Annotated in this window: 14 protein-coding genes; 7 read left to right on the top strand and 7 right to left on the bottom strand. The window is 42.5% G+C overall.

Going from position 1 to position 16768, the window contains the following annotated elements:
• Positions 1 to 231: 231 nt before the first annotated feature.
• The 4 genes from HWQ44_RS22455 (at position 232) to HWQ44_RS22440 (ending at position 5214) form a co-directional block, all read left to right on the top strand.
• Positions 232 to 645 carry a GPW/gp25 family protein gene (locus HWQ44_RS22455; protein WP_292723217.1) on the top strand — a complete coding sequence of 138 codons (414 nt, stop codon included), beginning with the start codon at positions 232 to 234 and terminating at the stop codon, positions 643 to 645.
• Positions 642 to 2837 carry a putative baseplate assembly protein gene (locus HWQ44_RS22450; RefSeq protein WP_292723214.1) on the top strand — a complete coding sequence of 732 codons (2196 nt, stop codon included), beginning with the start codon at positions 642 to 644 and terminating at the stop codon, positions 2835 to 2837. Before HWQ44_RS22455 ends, HWQ44_RS22450 begins: the two co-directional genes overlap by 4 nt.
• 86 nt (positions 2838 to 2923) lie before the next feature.
• Positions 2924 to 3955 carry a phage tail protein gene (locus tag HWQ44_RS22445; RefSeq protein WP_292723211.1) on the top strand — a complete coding sequence of 344 codons (1032 nt, stop codon included), beginning with the start codon at positions 2924 to 2926 and terminating at the stop codon, positions 3953 to 3955.
• A gap of 59 nt (positions 3956 to 4014) precedes the next feature.
• A complete protein-coding gene (locus HWQ44_RS22440; RefSeq protein WP_292723208.1) occupies positions 4015 to 5214 on the top strand; it encodes a DUF4159 domain-containing protein in 1200 nt (399 codons plus the stop codon).
• A 16-nt stretch (positions 5215 to 5230) separates the two neighbouring features.
• Here the strand turns inward: HWQ44_RS22440 and HWQ44_RS22435 are convergent, their stop codons facing one another.
• The 4 genes from HWQ44_RS22435 to serA form a co-directional block, all read right to left on the bottom strand.
• Positions 5231 to 5545, bottom strand: a complete 315-nt coding sequence (locus tag HWQ44_RS22435) for a hypothetical protein (RefSeq protein ID WP_334727063.1) — start codon at positions 5543 to 5545, stop codon at positions 5231 to 5233.
• Between the two features lie 79 nt (positions 5546 to 5624).
• Complete coding sequence (locus tag HWQ44_RS22430; protein WP_292723205.1) at positions 5625 to 6914, bottom strand: hypothetical protein; 1290 nt, start codon at positions 6912 to 6914, stop codon at positions 5625 to 5627.
• A gap of 112 nt (positions 6915 to 7026) precedes the next feature.
• Positions 7027 to 7947 (bottom strand): 50S ribosomal protein L11 methyltransferase, encoded by a 921-nt coding sequence (gene prmA / locus HWQ44_RS22425; protein WP_292723202.1) that lies wholly within the window; start codon positions 7945 to 7947, stop codon positions 7027 to 7029.
• 157 nt (positions 7948 to 8104) lie between these two features.
• Positions 8105 to 9685 carry a phosphoglycerate dehydrogenase gene (serA, locus tag HWQ44_RS22420; RefSeq protein WP_292723199.1) on the bottom strand — a complete coding sequence of 527 codons (1581 nt, stop codon included), beginning with the start codon at positions 9683 to 9685 and terminating at the stop codon, positions 8105 to 8107.
• A 1057-nt stretch (positions 9686 to 10742) separates the two neighbouring features.
• On the opposite strand from serA, the gene HWQ44_RS22415 reads away from it, so the two are divergent.
• From HWQ44_RS22415 to HWQ44_RS22405, 3 genes are all read left to right on the top strand, one after another.
• Complete coding sequence (locus HWQ44_RS22415) at positions 10743 to 11654, top strand: PRC-barrel domain-containing protein (protein WP_366931397.1); 912 nt, start codon at positions 10743 to 10745, stop codon at positions 11652 to 11654.
• 338 nt (positions 11655 to 11992) lie between these two features.
• Positions 11993 to 12547: a hypothetical protein gene (locus tag HWQ44_RS22410; protein WP_292723197.1), complete on the top strand. Its 555-nt coding sequence runs from the start codon at positions 11993 to 11995 to the stop codon at positions 12545 to 12547.
• Between the two features lie 297 nt (positions 12548 to 12844).
• Entirely contained in the window at positions 12845 to 13015 is a 171-nt protein-coding gene (locus HWQ44_RS22405; RefSeq protein ID WP_292723251.1) for a hypothetical protein, read from the top strand.
• A gap of 26 nt (positions 13016 to 13041) precedes the next feature.
• On the opposite strand, the gene HWQ44_RS22400 is transcribed toward HWQ44_RS22405, so the two are convergent.
• The 3 genes from HWQ44_RS22400 to HWQ44_RS22390 all read right to left on the bottom strand — a co-directional run bounded on the left by HWQ44_RS22400 (position 13042) and on the right by HWQ44_RS22390 (position 16537).
• Positions 13042 to 14652, bottom strand: coding sequence for a histidine kinase N-terminal 7TM domain-containing protein (locus tag HWQ44_RS22400; RefSeq protein WP_292723194.1), 1611 nt, complete (start codon positions 14650 to 14652; stop codon positions 13042 to 13044).
• Between the two features lie 124 nt (positions 14653 to 14776).
• On the bottom strand, positions 14777 to 15631 hold the full coding sequence (locus tag HWQ44_RS22395; RefSeq protein WP_292723191.1) for an HIT family protein: 855 nt from the start codon (positions 15629 to 15631) through the stop codon (positions 14777 to 14779).
• An 81-nt stretch (positions 15632 to 15712) separates the two neighbouring features.
• On the bottom strand, positions 15713 to 16537 hold the full coding sequence (locus HWQ44_RS22390; RefSeq protein WP_292723188.1) for a Uma2 family endonuclease: 825 nt from the start codon (positions 16535 to 16537) through the stop codon (positions 15713 to 15715).
• Between the last annotated feature and the right edge of the window lie 231 nt (positions 16538 to 16768).

Here is a 16768-nt window from a genome sequence, read left to right as displayed (position 1 = left end):
ATGAATCCACCTCAGAACTCCGTTCATCCACCTTTGAACTGGATGAATCCACCTCGGAACTCCGTTAATCCACCTTTGAACTGGATGAATCCATTTCGGAACTCCATTAACCCACCTCGGAATCTTAAACTCTTGCCTACCTCTTCATCCTCGACCTTTGGAGAATAGGCTTAAACCTTCTGTGCCGATATCTTTGAAGATATCCATGTAACAGCTGTCTAAGTGCCAGATATGGTTTATGGTCGTGATCGAGCCTATTTGGGAACAGGTTGGGCTTATCCACTGCATTTAAGTGTGCAAGGTGGGATACAACTTAGCCGTGAAGATCAAAAAGTTAAAGAATCTATTTGGATTATCCTCCGCACGGGTGTAGGTGAGCGGGTTTATCGACCGACCTTTGGTTCGCGCTTGTCGGAACTGGCGTTTGCACCTTTAAATAGCGATACCCTACTGCGAATCCGTCTTTATGTTTTGGAAGCTTTAGAAGTTTGGGAACCACGCATTACTATCGATGAAGTTGTTACCGACCCTGACCCTGTGCGTGGCAGAGTGGACATCATCATCAATTATCGGCTCAAAGACGGCCCCGATATTTATAGTTTTGTTTATCCTTATTATTTGGTATCAGCTGGGGAGGAATCGTGAACTTTGACTTTTTACCAAAATTACCTTCTTCCAACTTAGACGATCGCGCCTTTGATGATTTGGTGCAAGAATGTATTATGCGTATTCCTCGCTACTGTCCAGAATGGACAGACCACAATCTCAGCGACCCAGGAATTACGCTCATTGAGTTATTTGCTTGGTTAACTGACCAAATGTTGCTCAGATTCAACCAAGTACCCCGAAAAAATTATGTTGCTTTTTTAGAATTACTAGGTATTCGTCTCCAGCCTCCCGCGCCAGCCCGTACAGAATTAACTTTTTATTTAAGCGCTGCATTACCTGAAGCCTACACGATTCCCGCAGGATTGGAAGCCTCAACTATTCGCACTGAGACAACAGAAGCAATTACCTTCAGCACAGATTCTCCTCTAATTATCGGTAAACCCCGCATCCAACATTTCTTAACTGCCCAAACTACCGAAGATATTCCCCAATCTCTGCGCGAAAGAGTCACAACTTCATGGACTCGTCAATCTAACGGTTACTGGACAGGTAATGAACAACCGATTTTTGAAGAGGAACCCCAGCCTGGTAACTGCTTTTATTTAGCAATTAATTCTGACAATCCTTTAGACGCTAATGTTTTAGAAATTATTTTCCAAGGGGCTGCGGCTACTCCGGCTGGGATTAACCCCAATCAACCACCCCGGAGATGGGAAGCCTGGGATGGGGAAAATTGGCAATCAGTTTTATTGCAAGAATCAGATGATAAAACTCGTGGTTTCAGTTTTTATGAAATCGCCCAAGAGGGTGAAAACCCCTCTCAAGGTGCAGAGGTACGTCTGCATTTACCTCAAATTTGGCCTGTAGCTAATTTTACCTCTTACCGAGGCCGCTGGTTACGCTGTAGCTTTGTTTCTACGGAAGCGAATGAAACAGGTTACAATCGTCCGCCACGAATTATTGGTTTAGCAGTGCGTTCAATTGGCGGTACTGTTAGGGCTAGCCATAGTACGCTGATTCAAGATGAGCGATTGGGAATTAGTGATGGTACGCCCGGTCAAAGTTTCCAGTTACAAACAGCACCAATTTTAGAACGCCGAGAAAATGAGTATATTTTAGTTACTCCTGCTGGTGGTTTGCCTCAAAAGTGGACTGAGGTGAGAGATTTTGCTGATTCTGGGCCGCATAACTTTCATTACACCATCGATTCCATCACTGGTACAATCCAATTCGGGCCGCTGATTCGGGAACCTAGCCAACTTAAACAGCAAACACAGGTGCGAACGCGAATTCAGCAACCATCACTAGACGACACATCTGTACAAGTTCTGGAAAATAACCAGTCTGAACACCAATATGGGGCGATTCCTCCCCGTGGCTCAGAGATTAGGATGGTTACTTATCGTACAGGCGGTGGTAGAGAAGGCAATGTTCAAACTGGGGCAATCCAGTTTTTGAAGTCTGCATATCCTTATATTGCTAGTGTGGTCAATCGTGTACCAGCAATAAATGGAGCAGATGCCGAATCGCTGGAACAAGCTGTAATGAAGGCTCCCCGCATCCTCCGCACGCGCGATCGTGCCGTCACTGCTGAAGATTTTGAAGTTTTGACTCAACAGGCGGGTGCTGGTGCGATCGCCCGCGTCCGGTGTTTGCCAGCGAATTCTCGTAGACAAGCTGGTATAGTTAGTTTGCTGGTAGTTCCTTATGCAAACACAGATGCGATCGCCCAAGGCAATGGCATGACACCAGAAGATTTTGCCCTCAGTAATGCCCTGCAAGAGCAAATTTTGACTTATTTAGATGAAAGACGCTTATTGGGGGTACAAGTAGAGTTACAAGAGCCGAATTACGTAGGTGTTTCTGTACAGACAGAAGTTGCTCTAGAGCCAGCATACAACAACCCTTTTGCCAGCGAGGAAATTCGTCGGAATTTAAGGCGATCGCTGTATAAATATTTAAACCCCTTAACTGGAGGAATCGACGGCAAAGGTTGGCCATTTGGGCGACCAGTTTATACATCAGATATTGTCGCATTACTGCAACAAACCCCAGGCGTGCGTCATTTAGGCCCCGTCTTGCTGTTTCCCATCCGCAAGCAAGGAGAAAATTGGCGACGACAACCATCCCCTGAACAATTGATCGATCCGGGATCGGAAGGTTTGATATGTTCTTGGGCTGATACAAATCTGCGTTCCAATCACGACATCCAAATCATTAATCGCTGATTTGTCATTTGTCATTTGTCATTTGTCATTTGTCAGTAATTATTCTCCTCCCAGTCCCCAATCCCCAATCCCCAATTCCCAATCCTATGGTTCAAAGTCGTTCTAGTCCAGCTGTAAGCATTCAATTAACGCCAATGCAAATTCCCGAAGCTTTACCTGTGGCAGGTTTAGCATTTGCAAATGCAGAAAACATCAATGTAGCTGGACGTAGTTTGCTTTTGCATCCTGGACATCCCAGTGAGATGATTGTGCAAGTGCAAAACTTAGAACAACGTCCTTTGCGGGTAAGCTTAAGCGTTGAAGGAAACTTCCCGTCACAGTGGTGTCAGATTGGTACAGAAGGCAGTGAGATACCGCCTCGCGGACAAATGGATGCTGTCCTCTACTTCTCAATTCCCGACACATTTTTTGAAGACCAAGAAGCGATCGCTCCTGGAAAAAAAGACAAACTAACACTCAATTTTCGCAGCCTAATTACCCTACATATAGACTCAGGCACGGACAACGAACAAATCGAGAGAAGCGAGTATTTCGATTTATATATTCGTCCCTACACTGCCTACATGGAATTCTTGCCAATTTTGTATCGGGAAGTAGACTTTATTGGTCGCTTCATGAAAATATTTGAGCAAGCTTTTCAACCAATAGTTGATAGTTACAACGTCATGTGGGCAAACCTCGATCCCTTGACAGCACCACAAGCATTACTACCCTTTATGGCTCATTGGGTTGCTTGGCAAGTAGATTCTGTTTGGGATCTTCAGCAACAACGGCGTTTAATTCGCCGAGCTGTAGAACTCTATCGCTGGCGAGGAACTCGTAAAGGATTGCGTCTCTATTTGCATCTTTATACTGGTTTACCGCTAGACGAACATTTACCAAATGAAGCTGATAAACATATTAGTATTACCGAACCTTTTGGCCCAAGTTTCATTATAGGAGATGCACAACTAGGAAATGCAGTTTTAGCAGGTGGACAACCATATCATTTTATAGTGCGTTTACGTTCAAATATTTCTAGTGGCATCATCAACGAAGAACTTATTCAAAGAATCATAGAACAAGAAAAACCTGCTTTTTGCACCTATGAATTATCTATCGAAAATCCCTCTCATTAAATAATTCATAATAAAGTAAAATTTAATCCAAAATCTAAAATCTAAAATCTAAAATTGCTATGTCCCATCCTTTCCCACCACCACCAATTAAATCCTTTGAACGCTTGCAAGCCGCAGACGGCTTACTAATCAATGCGGAACGTTGGCGCACAGCCCATGAATATCACCGGAATCGGCAAAATGCTCAATATCAAAGTTTAAATCAACCAGGAATTGTCTGCGGTTTAGGCGTGCGAGATGTGACCGCCCCAAGCCAAGTTGAAGCTAGATATCGAGATGGGCGTTGGGTACAAATTCAACCTGGGATTGCAATTGATTTAGCAGGTAATCTAATTGTTGTACCGACTTCTTATGATTTTCCCATCGATTTAGAAGTAGTAAGTTCTGAACCGCTCATGATTTACTTAGTAGTTAGCTATGTAGATCCCGATGAATTGCGGCGCGGACAGCAAAGAGATATTGTTCAAGAGACTTATCGAATTGACCAAATAAACTCTACACCAGCCAGTTCTGAAATAGAAATATGTCGGATACTTCTGCAACCAGGACATACTGAAATTACCCAACCTGCGGATGCTTTTTTCCCTGGATATAATAATATTGATTTGCGCTATCGTCGTCAGGCACAAATGCGTCCTCAAGCACTTGTATGTATGGCGCAGGCGACTCATAGCGATCCAGAATGTGCGCGTAATTTTTTCAGCCTTTCATATTTATTACAAGCAGTAGAACCCCTATACCCAAGTTTGCGAGGGGCTGATGAACCAGGTCAGGTTTCTTTAGCAGAAAATATCCAAGATTATGACATCCTTTATCTCACGGGTGGACAAGCAATTTCTTTAAATAGTCTGGAATTTGAATCCCTCAGAAATTATTTAAATTTAGGTGGTGTACTTTTTGTTGATGCACCAACAAATGCTAATCCTTTAATTGAGAGTACTCAAGCTTTGGCACAACAATTAGAGAGTCCTTTAAGACCTTTAGAAGAATTGCAACGAAGTCATCCTTTAAGGACAAAACCTTTCTTATTTGCCGCCTTGCCAATGGTTAATCAACAACAAATTAAACTATTAATTGGTGGAGGAATTATATTAGCAATTGGAGATTTAGCAACAGCTTGGGGACTGGATAGAGATTTGAGTTTACCCAGATTGACCATTCGGACAGCTCAGGAATTAGGCATTAATATTCTTCACTATGCTTGGAAGCGGCGACAGTTAATAGGTTTGCAACAAGAGGATAATTCAGGGCAGTGGTGAAAGGCAAGCAGATATATCAGAATTCACCATCGGAACGCGTGTTGCAAACAAACTGGAGACATTTTTCAAAGTCATCACCTTGCCAGTTACTAGCAAATTTCAGCAAATTTTTAGCTTTGGAGCGGCGCAGCATTGCTTCCTCATCTTGCATAGAGGCATCTGCTAGTTTAATACCAGAGGCATTTTTTCTAATTTTGAGATATTCGAGATAGTCGAGGGTTTGCTCTAAAATTGATTCTGGAACGGTTTCGAGCGCAGTAAGAAGCTGTTCCTTAATGGTATTCATGGGGGCACTGGAGGATTGATTGTGGATATCTTGATTCTTCATCATTTCCTACCGTTGTTTCTGAAACCGAAGATAGTGATCGCACTAAATTAACGATACCATCAAGGTCTGAAAATGATTGACTTTATTTGTTTGCGATCGCACTATTATTTTTATCGTGTTCAAGTTCTCTCATTAGAGAATCAAAACCACTGGTATTGTTTCCGCTTTGGGCAAATAAAGACCGAATTTTATTGATTATCCCACTCATACTATTCGAGAAAAACTGACCGAGATTATTAACAAAGTTTTTCAGTTTTTCAAATATCGAAACCTCGACAGTGGAGTATTTATTGACAATTGGATATACAATTTTTCCTTTTTCTGTTTCATAGTATTCTTGTTCAGGCATCAACATTGATGTGAGTGGTTGCACCTGTTTTGCCATATCGGCTTCGGTTCGTTTATTGCTGAGGAATAAAACATCATAAATTTTCCCATTCCAGCTAGCCCAATAATGGTTTTGGAAAAACCATCGTTTTCCGTCATCACAATTGGGCTTTTTCCCTTGGTATGGGGTAGCCCCAGCTTCACTCAAAAAAGGTTTGGCGATACTTTCAATTGTTATTTTTTCAATGCCAAAGTATTCTTCTGCAACTTTTTTAAAAGCACGGGCTAATGTCTGACAATCTCCTTCTGGAGAGCCTTTTAAGAGCGTTTCTGGACTCTTACTCACCATTGTGTATTGAAATTGGATATTTACAAAATTTTTGAAAAGTTGTTCCAGGATTTTATCTTGTGGCAATGTGTCATCTATACCATTGACTAGTGTTTTGGCTAGTGAATATTCTTGTAGAAATTTTTGTTTTTTATCTGCTGAGTTATTTACTGCTAATATTTCTTCAGACTTTGCTTGTTCGTTCTTATTAGCTGGTATCGTCTGCTGTGCATCCTGGTTTTGCAGAGGAGATCGATTAATTTGGTTGACTACAGAAGTAGCGACTCTATCCGCCTCTTGCTCATATCGATCTCCTGATTGACCAATAGTCAGTTTTGGCTGTATTTCTCCTATTGACAAGCTATCAGCACGTTTTATCGCCATTTTGCTCAGGTTATGACCAAACTGCGAAGAGTGTTCCTTACCTTGCTGCAAAGACTCACTCATCTTTGTTTGCAAGACAGTGAGTCGCTCTTGTCCCTCTGGCGTAATCGTGCCATGTTTGGCTTGTATTTGGAGTTTCGTTGCCTCAAACTGATATTGTTGAAATTTATGATTTTCTACCTTTGCCTGTACTATAGGCTTGGTGGAGCCAAGTTGAGAGTGGGTAGTTAATAAATGTGTAGGCGTAGCCCGTCGTAGACATTGCAACTGACTTTGCTCTGACGAATAAGCGGATGAGTCAGCTTTTTTGTGGATTTGTAGCCGTTCTTTCATCGCTAGTTTCAAAAGTCAATAGTGGGTAATCTATATATTATGTCACTTACTTAAAGATCCCCGACTTCTTAAAGAAGTCGGGGATCTGTGGATTGCGATAATTTCTACCGAATTAAGAACGCCGTACATTTAAGCAACACCATTCTTTGCGTTTCCACAGGGTAGCAACAACCCAGCCATTTTCTTCTAAAGCGTCAGCAACAGCTTTAGATTGTTCTAGTAAAATACCACTGAAGATTGCCCAAGTTTCAGGTTTAGCGATCGCACTCATTTCTGGAATTAATTCAATAATTACATGAGCCAAAATATTGCAGACGATACCATCCACTGGGCTTGCAATTAGTTTTGTCAAAACGTCTACACTTCCCAGTGCAGGTAGTAAACGTTCTGGATTAATATCGTTCAGCGCACCATTACTGATAGTTGATTGCACCGCCAAAGGGTCATTATCTACTGCATAGACTTTCTCTGCTCCCAATAGCAGCGCCCCAATGGAAAGGATACCAGAACCACAGCCAATATCCGCAATTACCAGATGTTCGTGTTTGCCACTATTACCCACAAACGACTGTGAAACTCCACTTAGCCGCATTTCCAGCGATTCCAAACATAGCTGAGTGGTTGCATGGTTGCCTGTACCAAATGCTACACCAGGATCGAGGCGAATTACTAACCGTTCCGTTGTTTCTGGTAATGGTAGCCAAGCGGGGTTAATTAAGAAGCGATCGCCTATTTCTTGTGGATGCCAATATTGTTTCCAGCTAGTCGCCCAATCTTCCTCATCAATTAACTGCCATTGCAAGGAAGGAGATGAAACTCCTACACAGATAGCATCTTGACGCAGCCACAGCGATAGGGCTGCCAAATCTAGTAGCTGTGTTTGAATTGTCGGCAGATAAGCCCTGACTAAAGATGAATTTCCTTTATTTTCACTAGCTGTCCCACGACAGCCAAAATCTTCCAGTCGCCAAAAGATCGATTCTTCTAGGTCTGGTTCACATAAAATATTCAGTTCCCACCAGGTGTTTGCCATTTTTGTGTGCTGTTAGCGCTAGCGGGGCGTTCAGCCCATGCTGAGTGCTGAGTGCTGAGTCAAGAAAAGTTAGGAGTGAATAGTTAGGAGTTAAAAGTTAAAAACTCCTAACTCCTAACTCCTAACTCCTAACTCTCTCAAACTCAGCACTCAGTACTCATAGTGTTACTGTATATGCGTCCCGAATACCAGGGACTTTTATAATCTCATCCAAAATGCCCTCTGGTAAAGGGTCATCTATACTCAGAGCCATTACGGCATCACCACGGACGATTTTACGACCTACTTGCATACTGGCAATATTCACATTAAAACTGCCGAGTAGGGAACCAAGTTTGCCGATAATCCCTGGCATATCGCGGTGCAGGGTAAACAACATATATTTGCTGGGTGGGACGTTAATCGGGAAACCATCAACGTCGGTGAGGTGGATTTCCCGCTCACCCAACAAAGCACCTGTGACAGAATGAGTACCTAAAGTACCCGTGGCTTCTAGATGCAGCGTGCCGGCATAGTCTCGAATGGAAGCATCGCGGGTTTCAATCACCCGAATTCCGCGTTCTTTGGCTTCTATGTTGGCATTTACGTAATTTACTCGTTCCCGCAAAGCTTGGTAAAGTAGTCCTTTGAGGGCAGCGACGATCAAAGGCTGACTTTTGTTGGTTGCGAGTTCCCCTTGCAGTCGAATATTGAGTACTTCCACCCGTCCGCCAGCTAGCTGTCCTACCAGATTACCTAGAGTTTCTGCTAGTTGCATATAAGGTTTGAGTTCTTCCAACACATCGGGGCCGAGTCCAGGAATGTTGACGGCTGAACGTGCTGGTAGTCCTAAAAGTACATCGCGAATTTGTTCGGCAACATCAATAGCCACATTCACTTGAGCTTCTGCGGTAGAGGCTCCCAAGTGGGGGGTGAGGATAACTTCTTTACCTAGCGATCGCAATTCCGATTCACCCAGTGGTTCTGACTCGAACACATCCAAGGCTGCACCGCCGATTTTACCCGCTTTCAGAGCTGCCGCTAAAGCTACTTCATCAATAATCCCACCACGAGCGCAGTTGATAATCCGAGCGGTGGGTTTCATCTTTGCCAAGGTTGTGGCATTGATTAAGTGGGTAGTTTCTGGGGTTTTCGGGATGTGGAGGGTGATATAGTCTGCTTGCTGGAAAAGTAAATCTAGTTCCACTAACTGACAGCCAAGTTGTTCGGCTCGTTCGGTAGAAATAAATGGGTCATAAGCTAGGAGTTTCATCCCCATTGTCTTAGCTACAGCCGCAACATGGGAGCCAATTTTACCCAAACCGACAACACCGAGAGTTTTTTTGTAGACTTCCGCGCCAACAAAGCTATTGCGATCCCACGCACCGCGTTTCACCGAGGCGTTAGCATCGGGGATGTGGCGAGACAAAGCCAAAATCATTGCTAGCGCATGTTCAGCCGCAGCAATTGTATTTCCCTCTGGAGAATTGACTACCACAATTCCCCGGCGGGTGGCAGCGGGAACATCCACATTATCCACACCCACACCCGCACGACCGATGATTTTTAGCTGGGTGCCGGCATCAATGATTTCTTGAGTGACGCGCGTACCAGAGCGAATCATCAACGCGTCATACTCACCAATAATTGCGATCAGTTCCGCTGGTTTTAGACCTAGTTTGACATCAACGGTTGCAACTTGCGAAAGAATGTCAATTCCAGCTTGGTCAATCGAATCAGAGACAAGAACCTTAGACATGATTACTTCATTTAAAGCTACAGGTTTTGCTGCACAAGACTTTTTAGTTTAGTCTTTATCTGTCGCAATTCAGCAAAAATTATTCGTTTGAATATCGACTTAACCTTAACTTACACTATCTGGTGGTGGTATCAAAGCATTAGTTGCTTCTGGTGGATACTGCCTCCTAAGTATTTGAAGGTGAGTGGCTATTTGCATCATCCTGTCGCTAAATATAAAGCATGAATAGCACTAAGCACCGATATATTTATTAATAGTTACCAAAATTTTATCGGCTGAAGCAACTTTCTGAGTGGGGTAAAAATGCCTGTATTCTTGACTGGGCTGCAACTTGAGATCGGGTAATGCTATAGACAACCACGAAACGAGCGAGTAACTATTATATCTATCAAATCTTGGCTATTTCTAAATACCACAAGTGGTATCCCTTAGTCAAAGCAAAATATTGCAACTTTTATCCCAAACAGGCGTTTAAATTCACCAACTGTTCAGCTTTTGATTTGTTCGTATCGCATATTACCAGAGTTAGTTTTCTGGTCAATGCCCCATCTTACCATAAAATGTTTGTGCAAGAGTCTAAGGAAGTCGTGAAAGCTTTCTGGGAAGTTTGATATTCTCTTGAAGATGAATAAAGCTCAATTAACTAACATCATCTAAGTCATTCAATTAAGTCATTCAATAATATTGAAGCTAAAACTAAAAATATTTACTTCCAAAAGCTGGAAGGCAAACAGGATCGTATCTATCTTTGTAAATAATTATTTTGATTTTTTTATTCCTAAAGATTCAACTTAATCAAGGCAGATTGCAGATAAAGATATGTCAATAATCTTGTATGATTTTTTCAGTAAGTTAACTATAAACAACAACAAATAGAATAACAAATACCTAGACTCGTAGGACAACGCTCTAATACTGGAGCAAATATCACCAGCTTAATCATTCTGCTCGCCATATTTGGGGTACTTTCCGAATACTTTGGTGTGATTGATATAGTTCCCGGTTTTGGACGAGAGGGACGATATTTTCAGCTGAAGTTTCAGGCGACTAACGAACAATTGATTCAACAACCAAATCAATAAAAATACCAGGGATATATATAATACTTAAAGGTAGTGATATTATCGATAAAGTGGTCGTCACCTACGACACAGGTAAGAAAATTGTCCGAATTATAGATTTAATTTTTGATCGGGAACGCAATCAACTTTTGGGTTTTCTAGTTGCAGAGAAGGGATTGTTTCGAGACGCAAAAGTGATTCCTCTACAAGAGGTACAAGCGATCGGGTCAGATGCGATCGTAGTTAACTCGAAAGAATCTGTTGTGAAGGCACATCGTGTCCCTGTAATTAAAGAGATTCTGCACCAGAATATCGTGTTGAGAAAAAAGAGAATTCTGACTACAGAAGGACTCGACCTGGGTGGATTGGTCGATTTGTTCTTTGATGAGCATAGTGGACTAGTGGAAGGATACGAAGTTTCTGGCGGTGTATTTGCCGATGCTTATTCGGGGCGATCGTTCGTTCCTGCTAGCGAAGCACTGAAAATTGGTGATGATGTTGCTTTTGTACCTCCAGAAACTGCTCAATTGATGGAAGAACAGGTCGGTGGTATCCGAGGAGCCGTTCAGGCAACTGGAGATAGATTACAGGACTCAGCCCAGACTACTAACCGCAGACTGCAAACAGCAGCTCAAACTGTGAACGAGCAACTGCAAAGCTCGGTAGAGAAAGTGAACCGCGGGCTACAGTCAGCGAGCCAGAATGCAGGTGAGCAATTGCAAGCCGCAACTGATGCTACTAGCAGCAAACTACAAGACTTCAATCGAGATGCAACTGCTTCCCTGACAAACAATTTGGTCGATCCTGCCGAACAAAAGGTATATGTGATTGGCAAGTGTGTGGAGCGGGATGTGCTGACTCCAGATGGAAATGTACTGCTACTAAGGAGTCACGCAAAAATAACTTGAACACTTTTAATTGGAAAGTAAGGCTGACAGCTTATTCAAAATTAAATTTGTACAACTTATTTTTACATGATGCCTAAAGGGTCAAGAAGTCACCCTCGTCAATGCAGAAGCGGCCGATCGCCTGGGTATCCTTGATGAACTCTATCGAGCCACGGGTGGCAGTCTGACTGCCAACATCAGCCGCAATTTACAAGCAGCAACAGAATCTGTTAGCAATCGAATTGGCAGCGTAACTCAGAGCAGCACCGCTAGTCTGCGTCACTCAGTTGATTCCTTGGCAGCAAATGTAAATGTAGCGATCCAGCAGGCAAGAAAGAGGGCGCAGAGTCTTGCGAACAGTGCGTACTGACGATGGCTTAATTATTGCGGCATCTGGGCAGATTGTGACAGAATCCCTTCTCGATCGCGCTCAGATTTACGCTAAAGAAATAGAATTGCTGAACGCTGTCGGGCTGAATCTGGCAACCGCAGTCCGTTCTACCGTGAGTGACAGATGGTTAGAAAACAAAGTTCAACTGGGCGATCGAGCAAGCATCGCTCAAGAGAATCTCAACACTTTCTGGCAAGCCTTGAAAGCGAAGGCAGAAAAGTTACAAAGACGTAGCAGACGGGCAATGAAAAATCAACGGATTGAACAAGCATTGGGTCGTCCAGTTACTCGTGTCATTCTTGACCCAGAAGAGAACGTGATATTGAATGTAGGTGAATTGATTACACATCGCGCCGTCAGTCAAGCTGAAACAAGTGGAGTTCTGAATATCTTACTAAGTTCGGTTTATAGCAAGGAGCCGCAAATCTCTGACAAGGAGTTACGTGCTTCAGAACATGGAACGGCAGCCTTAGTACATCATGGTAATGGGCGATCGCAACTTGAATCCAAATCGATCTTGTGACTTTGACCATAAAATAATCAAAAAGGTCAAGATGCTTATTTATCGTGTGCAAGTAAATTAGGTAGGGGACTTCCAACAAATAAATTACCCAATCTTGTGGGGTGGACGACACGAGTACCCTTGTATATCGGCGCTCATGTTGCTCACCCCACAAGAAGTAGTTGAGTATTTTTTTATTTGTCAGTCTCTAGAACAAAAATATGCACTAACGATTGATTTCTGCGAAGACATCGCTAGCAGATAAATCGCTATAATTCTGGTGAGCCAAATATCCTTTGAGTTTTGGGGAAACCAGCCATGTTAGAGTACAACTTGCCAAGGTACTTGCCCTCAGCCGAGGAACTACCAGACTCTGATGAAACGCCTGTGGATAATGAACTGCAAGAATTAATACCAGGCTTGCTAAAGGCGATCCTGCTGATACTTTGGTCAGAACGCATGGATGTTAGATTTATGTATTTTTCATAAATGATTGTTGAAATTTCTGCATCTCATCAATTAGATTGCACACGCTTGATGCAATTGCGTCCATGTAACTTAGCAGCATATAGCGCTTGATCTACTACTTGCAATAACTCATCAGTGGTTTTTCCATGATCTGGAAACACGGCCACTCCACCCGAAACCGTTGTATGTATTTCTTTATCTCCAGATTCCAAACACGCAGCTTGAAACGATAACCGGATTTGTTCGGCGAACTCAAATGCTTTCTCCTGTGTCAGTCCTGGTAAAGCTAATACAAACTCCTCACCACCATATCTGCACACAATGTTTTGAGAATCACTATAGTCGCGAAGAATATCTGCAAATACCTGAATTACGCGATCGCCAGTCTGATGACCGAATGTATCATTAATATTTTTAAAATAATCGATATCCATAATTATCAAGGCAACTTGCTCAGAATCCCGCATTGCTCGTATTAGTTTTTTTGGGAATATCTCGTCAAAATAACGCCGATTAAACAAGCCTGTCAGTCCATCCCGCATAGCCTGTTCTTGTAACTGAACCTGTAATGTTTTAATTTCAAGTACCTGTTTTTGCAAATATTCATTCGCGTGTCGGAGTTCAAATTCAGCCTGATAACGTTGGGTAATGTCACGCAAAACAAGTAAACGGCCTGTTAACTGCTTGCGCCGATTGTGTAATGAGGTAATTAGTAACTCTACATAACAAGGAGTTACCGAATCTATGAATATCTCTGTTTTGACGCTTTCATGAGTATGGTACAGCCTGATAATTTCTGGCCATTTTGCCAAAACTTGAGCGGCGGGTTGTCCAATATGCTGCTTTTTCACCCCAATAAGATGTTTGAGCGCCGGATTAAAGTCAATAATCCGGTTCTTGGCATCCAACACCATCACACCGTCACTCATATTCTCAATCAACGTGTCTCTAGCGACAGGAACGAGGTCAAACATTTGGAAGCGAAACAGGCTAACAAAATAGAACAGTCCAGCCAGCATAAAACTCATGGGAGTAATATTTAGACCAGGAGGAGTGAGGCGGAGCATATACAAGCTAGCGCCTAATATTGGTAATACTGCGCCAACTAATGCCATGCTTGACTGCCGACGATACAAAACTGATGGCACTAAGGCTTTCTGAATAAGCATTACTACCCCTGTAAGCGTGTAGATGTAAACACAGGTCATGATCCAAAAAAAACCAACATTATGTTGATAAATCACAAAATTACTTCCTTTGGGATCTGGCAAAAAGCCAGACCAGACTAAACCATGCCATTCGTTTGTTGCTACCAAAATCACATTGAAGGTAGGGATAGCCCACAGCAACGCAGTATTTCGAGGCGTTAGCCAACGATTTTTGTTCGTGAAGTGCATTGCAAATATGAGGAAGAGTGTAATTACACTGCCTGAGCCGACATACTCCAGCTTTGACCAAAATATTTTTTCTCGGAGGATAATTGCTGCTGCTTCCATTGCTGCAACTGTAGCGTATCCCGCGATCGCTAGCATCATCGAAATAAAAGGCTTGCTAGCCAAAGAAATTGAGCGACGCTGCCAAGCTGCAAACGCAACAGTCGTTGAGATGATTACAGTGAGACTCAGAAGAACAAAGTAGAGATTGTACTGAAAAAGCATAGTTACGAAGCATTTTATAGCTGATCTCAACTTTATGAGATAAGTTTGATCCAGTAATTTTTATAATTACTTCAAAGTGATCAAGTTACAGCATAATTCTGAATTCTGAATTCTTACAGAAAAACTATTGCTTTTTAGGGATAACGTTCCTGATTCCACTTTTAGAGCCAACAGTATCACCTTTGTAGCGAGGGATGATATGAATACTGGCGTGCATAATATTTTGACCTGCGGCTCTATTGATGTTCATTCCTACATTAAAGCCATCAGGCTCAAATTCTGTTGTGAGAATTTCTTGTACTTTATTCACCAAAAACCAGCAAGCAGATTGTTCTTTAAATGGTAGTTCAAAATAACTGCTAACATGACGTTTAGGAATAACTAAAACATGACCTTTAGTTATAGGATAGCCATCAAAAATAGCATAAGCAGTTGCTGACTCAGTTAATAGCCTGAGAGTTTTATAGGGATTACAGAATATACAATAGTTAGATGAATTTCGCTGATGATTATAGTGGATATATTCATATACTTCCCGATATTCATCTAAGCAAATTGAAGTAAAGGGAAGTTTGGCAATACACTGATAGGTAGGTTTTTTGTGAACATAATGTTCTCGAAACCCTTCCCTCTTGATATCCCTTCTTACAGCATAATAAGCTTTGCCTCCTGGTTTTAATAAGTGTGATATTTCCATTAGGACATTAGTTTGTTCTTCGGTAAATAAGACATTTAAAACATAAAAGCAAATTATTGTATCAAATTTAGTATCAGGATATTCTGGAAAATAATAAGGGTCATAGCCTGTAATATCACAACCTTTTTGGTGCAGTATTTTAACATCATTACCAAAGCCACAACCAAAATCTAAGATTTTGCCTTGGAGAAGGTTTTGATTTAACAAAAACTGCGCTGGAAATGATAGATAATTTCTTTCGATCGCAGTAAGATGGCTGAACTGATTTTTTTGCTGTTTCATGGAATGAATTTTGGTGCTGATGTACCAAAATTATTATTCCCAGCATTTGTTAGGTTATGCGATATCTACAACGGGTTACGCCTACGCATCAGGGTCAATACCTAGCTCACGTAACTTAGCTGCTAATATATCAGCACGTTGGCGTTCCTGTTCAGCTCGTTGGCTTTCCTGTTGGGCGCGTTGGCTTTCCTGTTCAGCTCGTTGGCGTTCTTGTTCAGCCCGTTGGCTTTCTTGTTCAGCGCGTTGGCGTTCTTGTTGGGCTTGTTCACTACTCCACAACAGCAAATTTCCTTCTGTATCCCACCAGCGCAGCCAATTCATGGTTTGGCATAATCTTTCACCTTGCCAAATTCCGAGAAATAACTCTAACTCAGGAATCCAAAAGCGTCCATTGGCGTCTGCTTGCTGCAAGGTATATTGTCCATTTTGCAAGCAGCGTAGTTCTATGCTTGGTTCGTAAGGGTCGTAGGTTACGTAGGTTGGAACTTGGAGAATCTTTTCATAATAATAGAGTTTACCGTAGGGTGAAGTTGAACGGACTGAGAGTTCTCCGCCTTCTGTGTCTGAAAGAAATTCCATCACCACAGCCACAGCAGCGCCTTCTAAATTCGGGGTGTAGCTGCGACGAACTACATTTGTTCCCACAGACTGCACTTGAGGAACGTAAAACCAGTCTGGGGCTTTGACAACGATTTTTTTGTTGACTGTGGCTACAAGTCCAAAGTTAGAGCCAATCAGCATCTGGGGTTGGATGCGTGCTGCGGTTCCCAAAGCATCGGTAAGCGCAGCAGCGATCGCAGGTTGTTGAATATTTTCCACTGGATCGTCAGGTAAAATGAAGTCGGCTGGAAGTGCTTCCCAAGTAACAGTTGGTTCTTTTTGGATGGGGTTAACTTGTAAAACCATAAAACTACTCCCAATATGAACGCACAGTATATAGGAATCCGATTTGATTTTTGATATGTAGGGGAGCCAGTGCTTTGTGGAGGTTCCCGCCGCTCGTTTCCCCTTGGGAGAAGGTGGCGTTGTGTTATGGCCGGATTAGGGGATCTGACCCCCTATTCGCCAGCTGTATCCTCAAAGGAGTTGGGAATCTGCGGGTTGCAATTCTCACAAATCAAATAAGATTTGAAAAGT

The organism is Nostoc sp. JL34 (assembly GCF_017114945.1).
GTDB lineage: Bacteria > Cyanobacteriota > Cyanobacteriia > Cyanobacteriales > Nostocaceae > Nostoc.
This window is presented reverse-complemented; position numbering and strand designations above follow the sequence as displayed.

Coding starts and splice junctions, on each gene's coding strand:
- HWQ44_RS22455 (WP_292723217.1), top strand. CDS start 232: ATGGTTTATGGTCGTGATCGAGCCTATTTGGGAACAGGTTGGGCTTAT.
- HWQ44_RS22445 (WP_292723211.1), top strand. CDS start 2,924: ATGGTTCAAAGTCGTTCTAGTCCAGCTGTAAGCATTCAATTAACGCCA.
- HWQ44_RS22440 (WP_292723208.1), top strand. CDS start 4,015: ATGTCCCATCCTTTCCCACCACCACCAATTAAATCCTTTGAACGCTTG.
- HWQ44_RS22435 (WP_334727063.1), bottom strand. CDS start 5,545: ATGATGAAGAATCAAGATATCCACAATCAATCCTCCAGTGCCCCCATG.
- HWQ44_RS22430 (WP_292723205.1), bottom strand. CDS start 6,914: ATGAAAGAACGGCTACAAATCCACAAAAAAGCTGACTCATCCGCTTAT.
- prmA (WP_292723202.1), bottom strand. CDS start 7,947: ATGGCAAACACCTGGTGGGAACTGAATATTTTATGTGAACCAGACCTA.
- serA (WP_292723199.1), bottom strand. CDS start 9,685: ATGTCTAAGGTTCTTGTCTCTGATTCGATTGACCAAGCTGGAATTGAC.
- HWQ44_RS22405 (WP_292723251.1), top strand. CDS start 12,845: ATGTTAGAGTACAACTTGCCAAGGTACTTGCCCTCAGCCGAGGAACTA.
- HWQ44_RS22400 (WP_292723194.1), bottom strand. CDS start 14,652: ATGCTTTTTCAGTACAATCTCTACTTTGTTCTTCTGAGTCTCACTGTA.
- HWQ44_RS22395 (WP_292723191.1), bottom strand. CDS start 15,631: ATGAAACAGCAAAAAAATCAGTTCAGCCATCTTACTGCGATCGAAAGA.
- HWQ44_RS22390 (WP_292723188.1), bottom strand. CDS start 16,537: ATGGTTTTACAAGTTAACCCCATCCAAAAAGAACCAACTGTTACTTGG.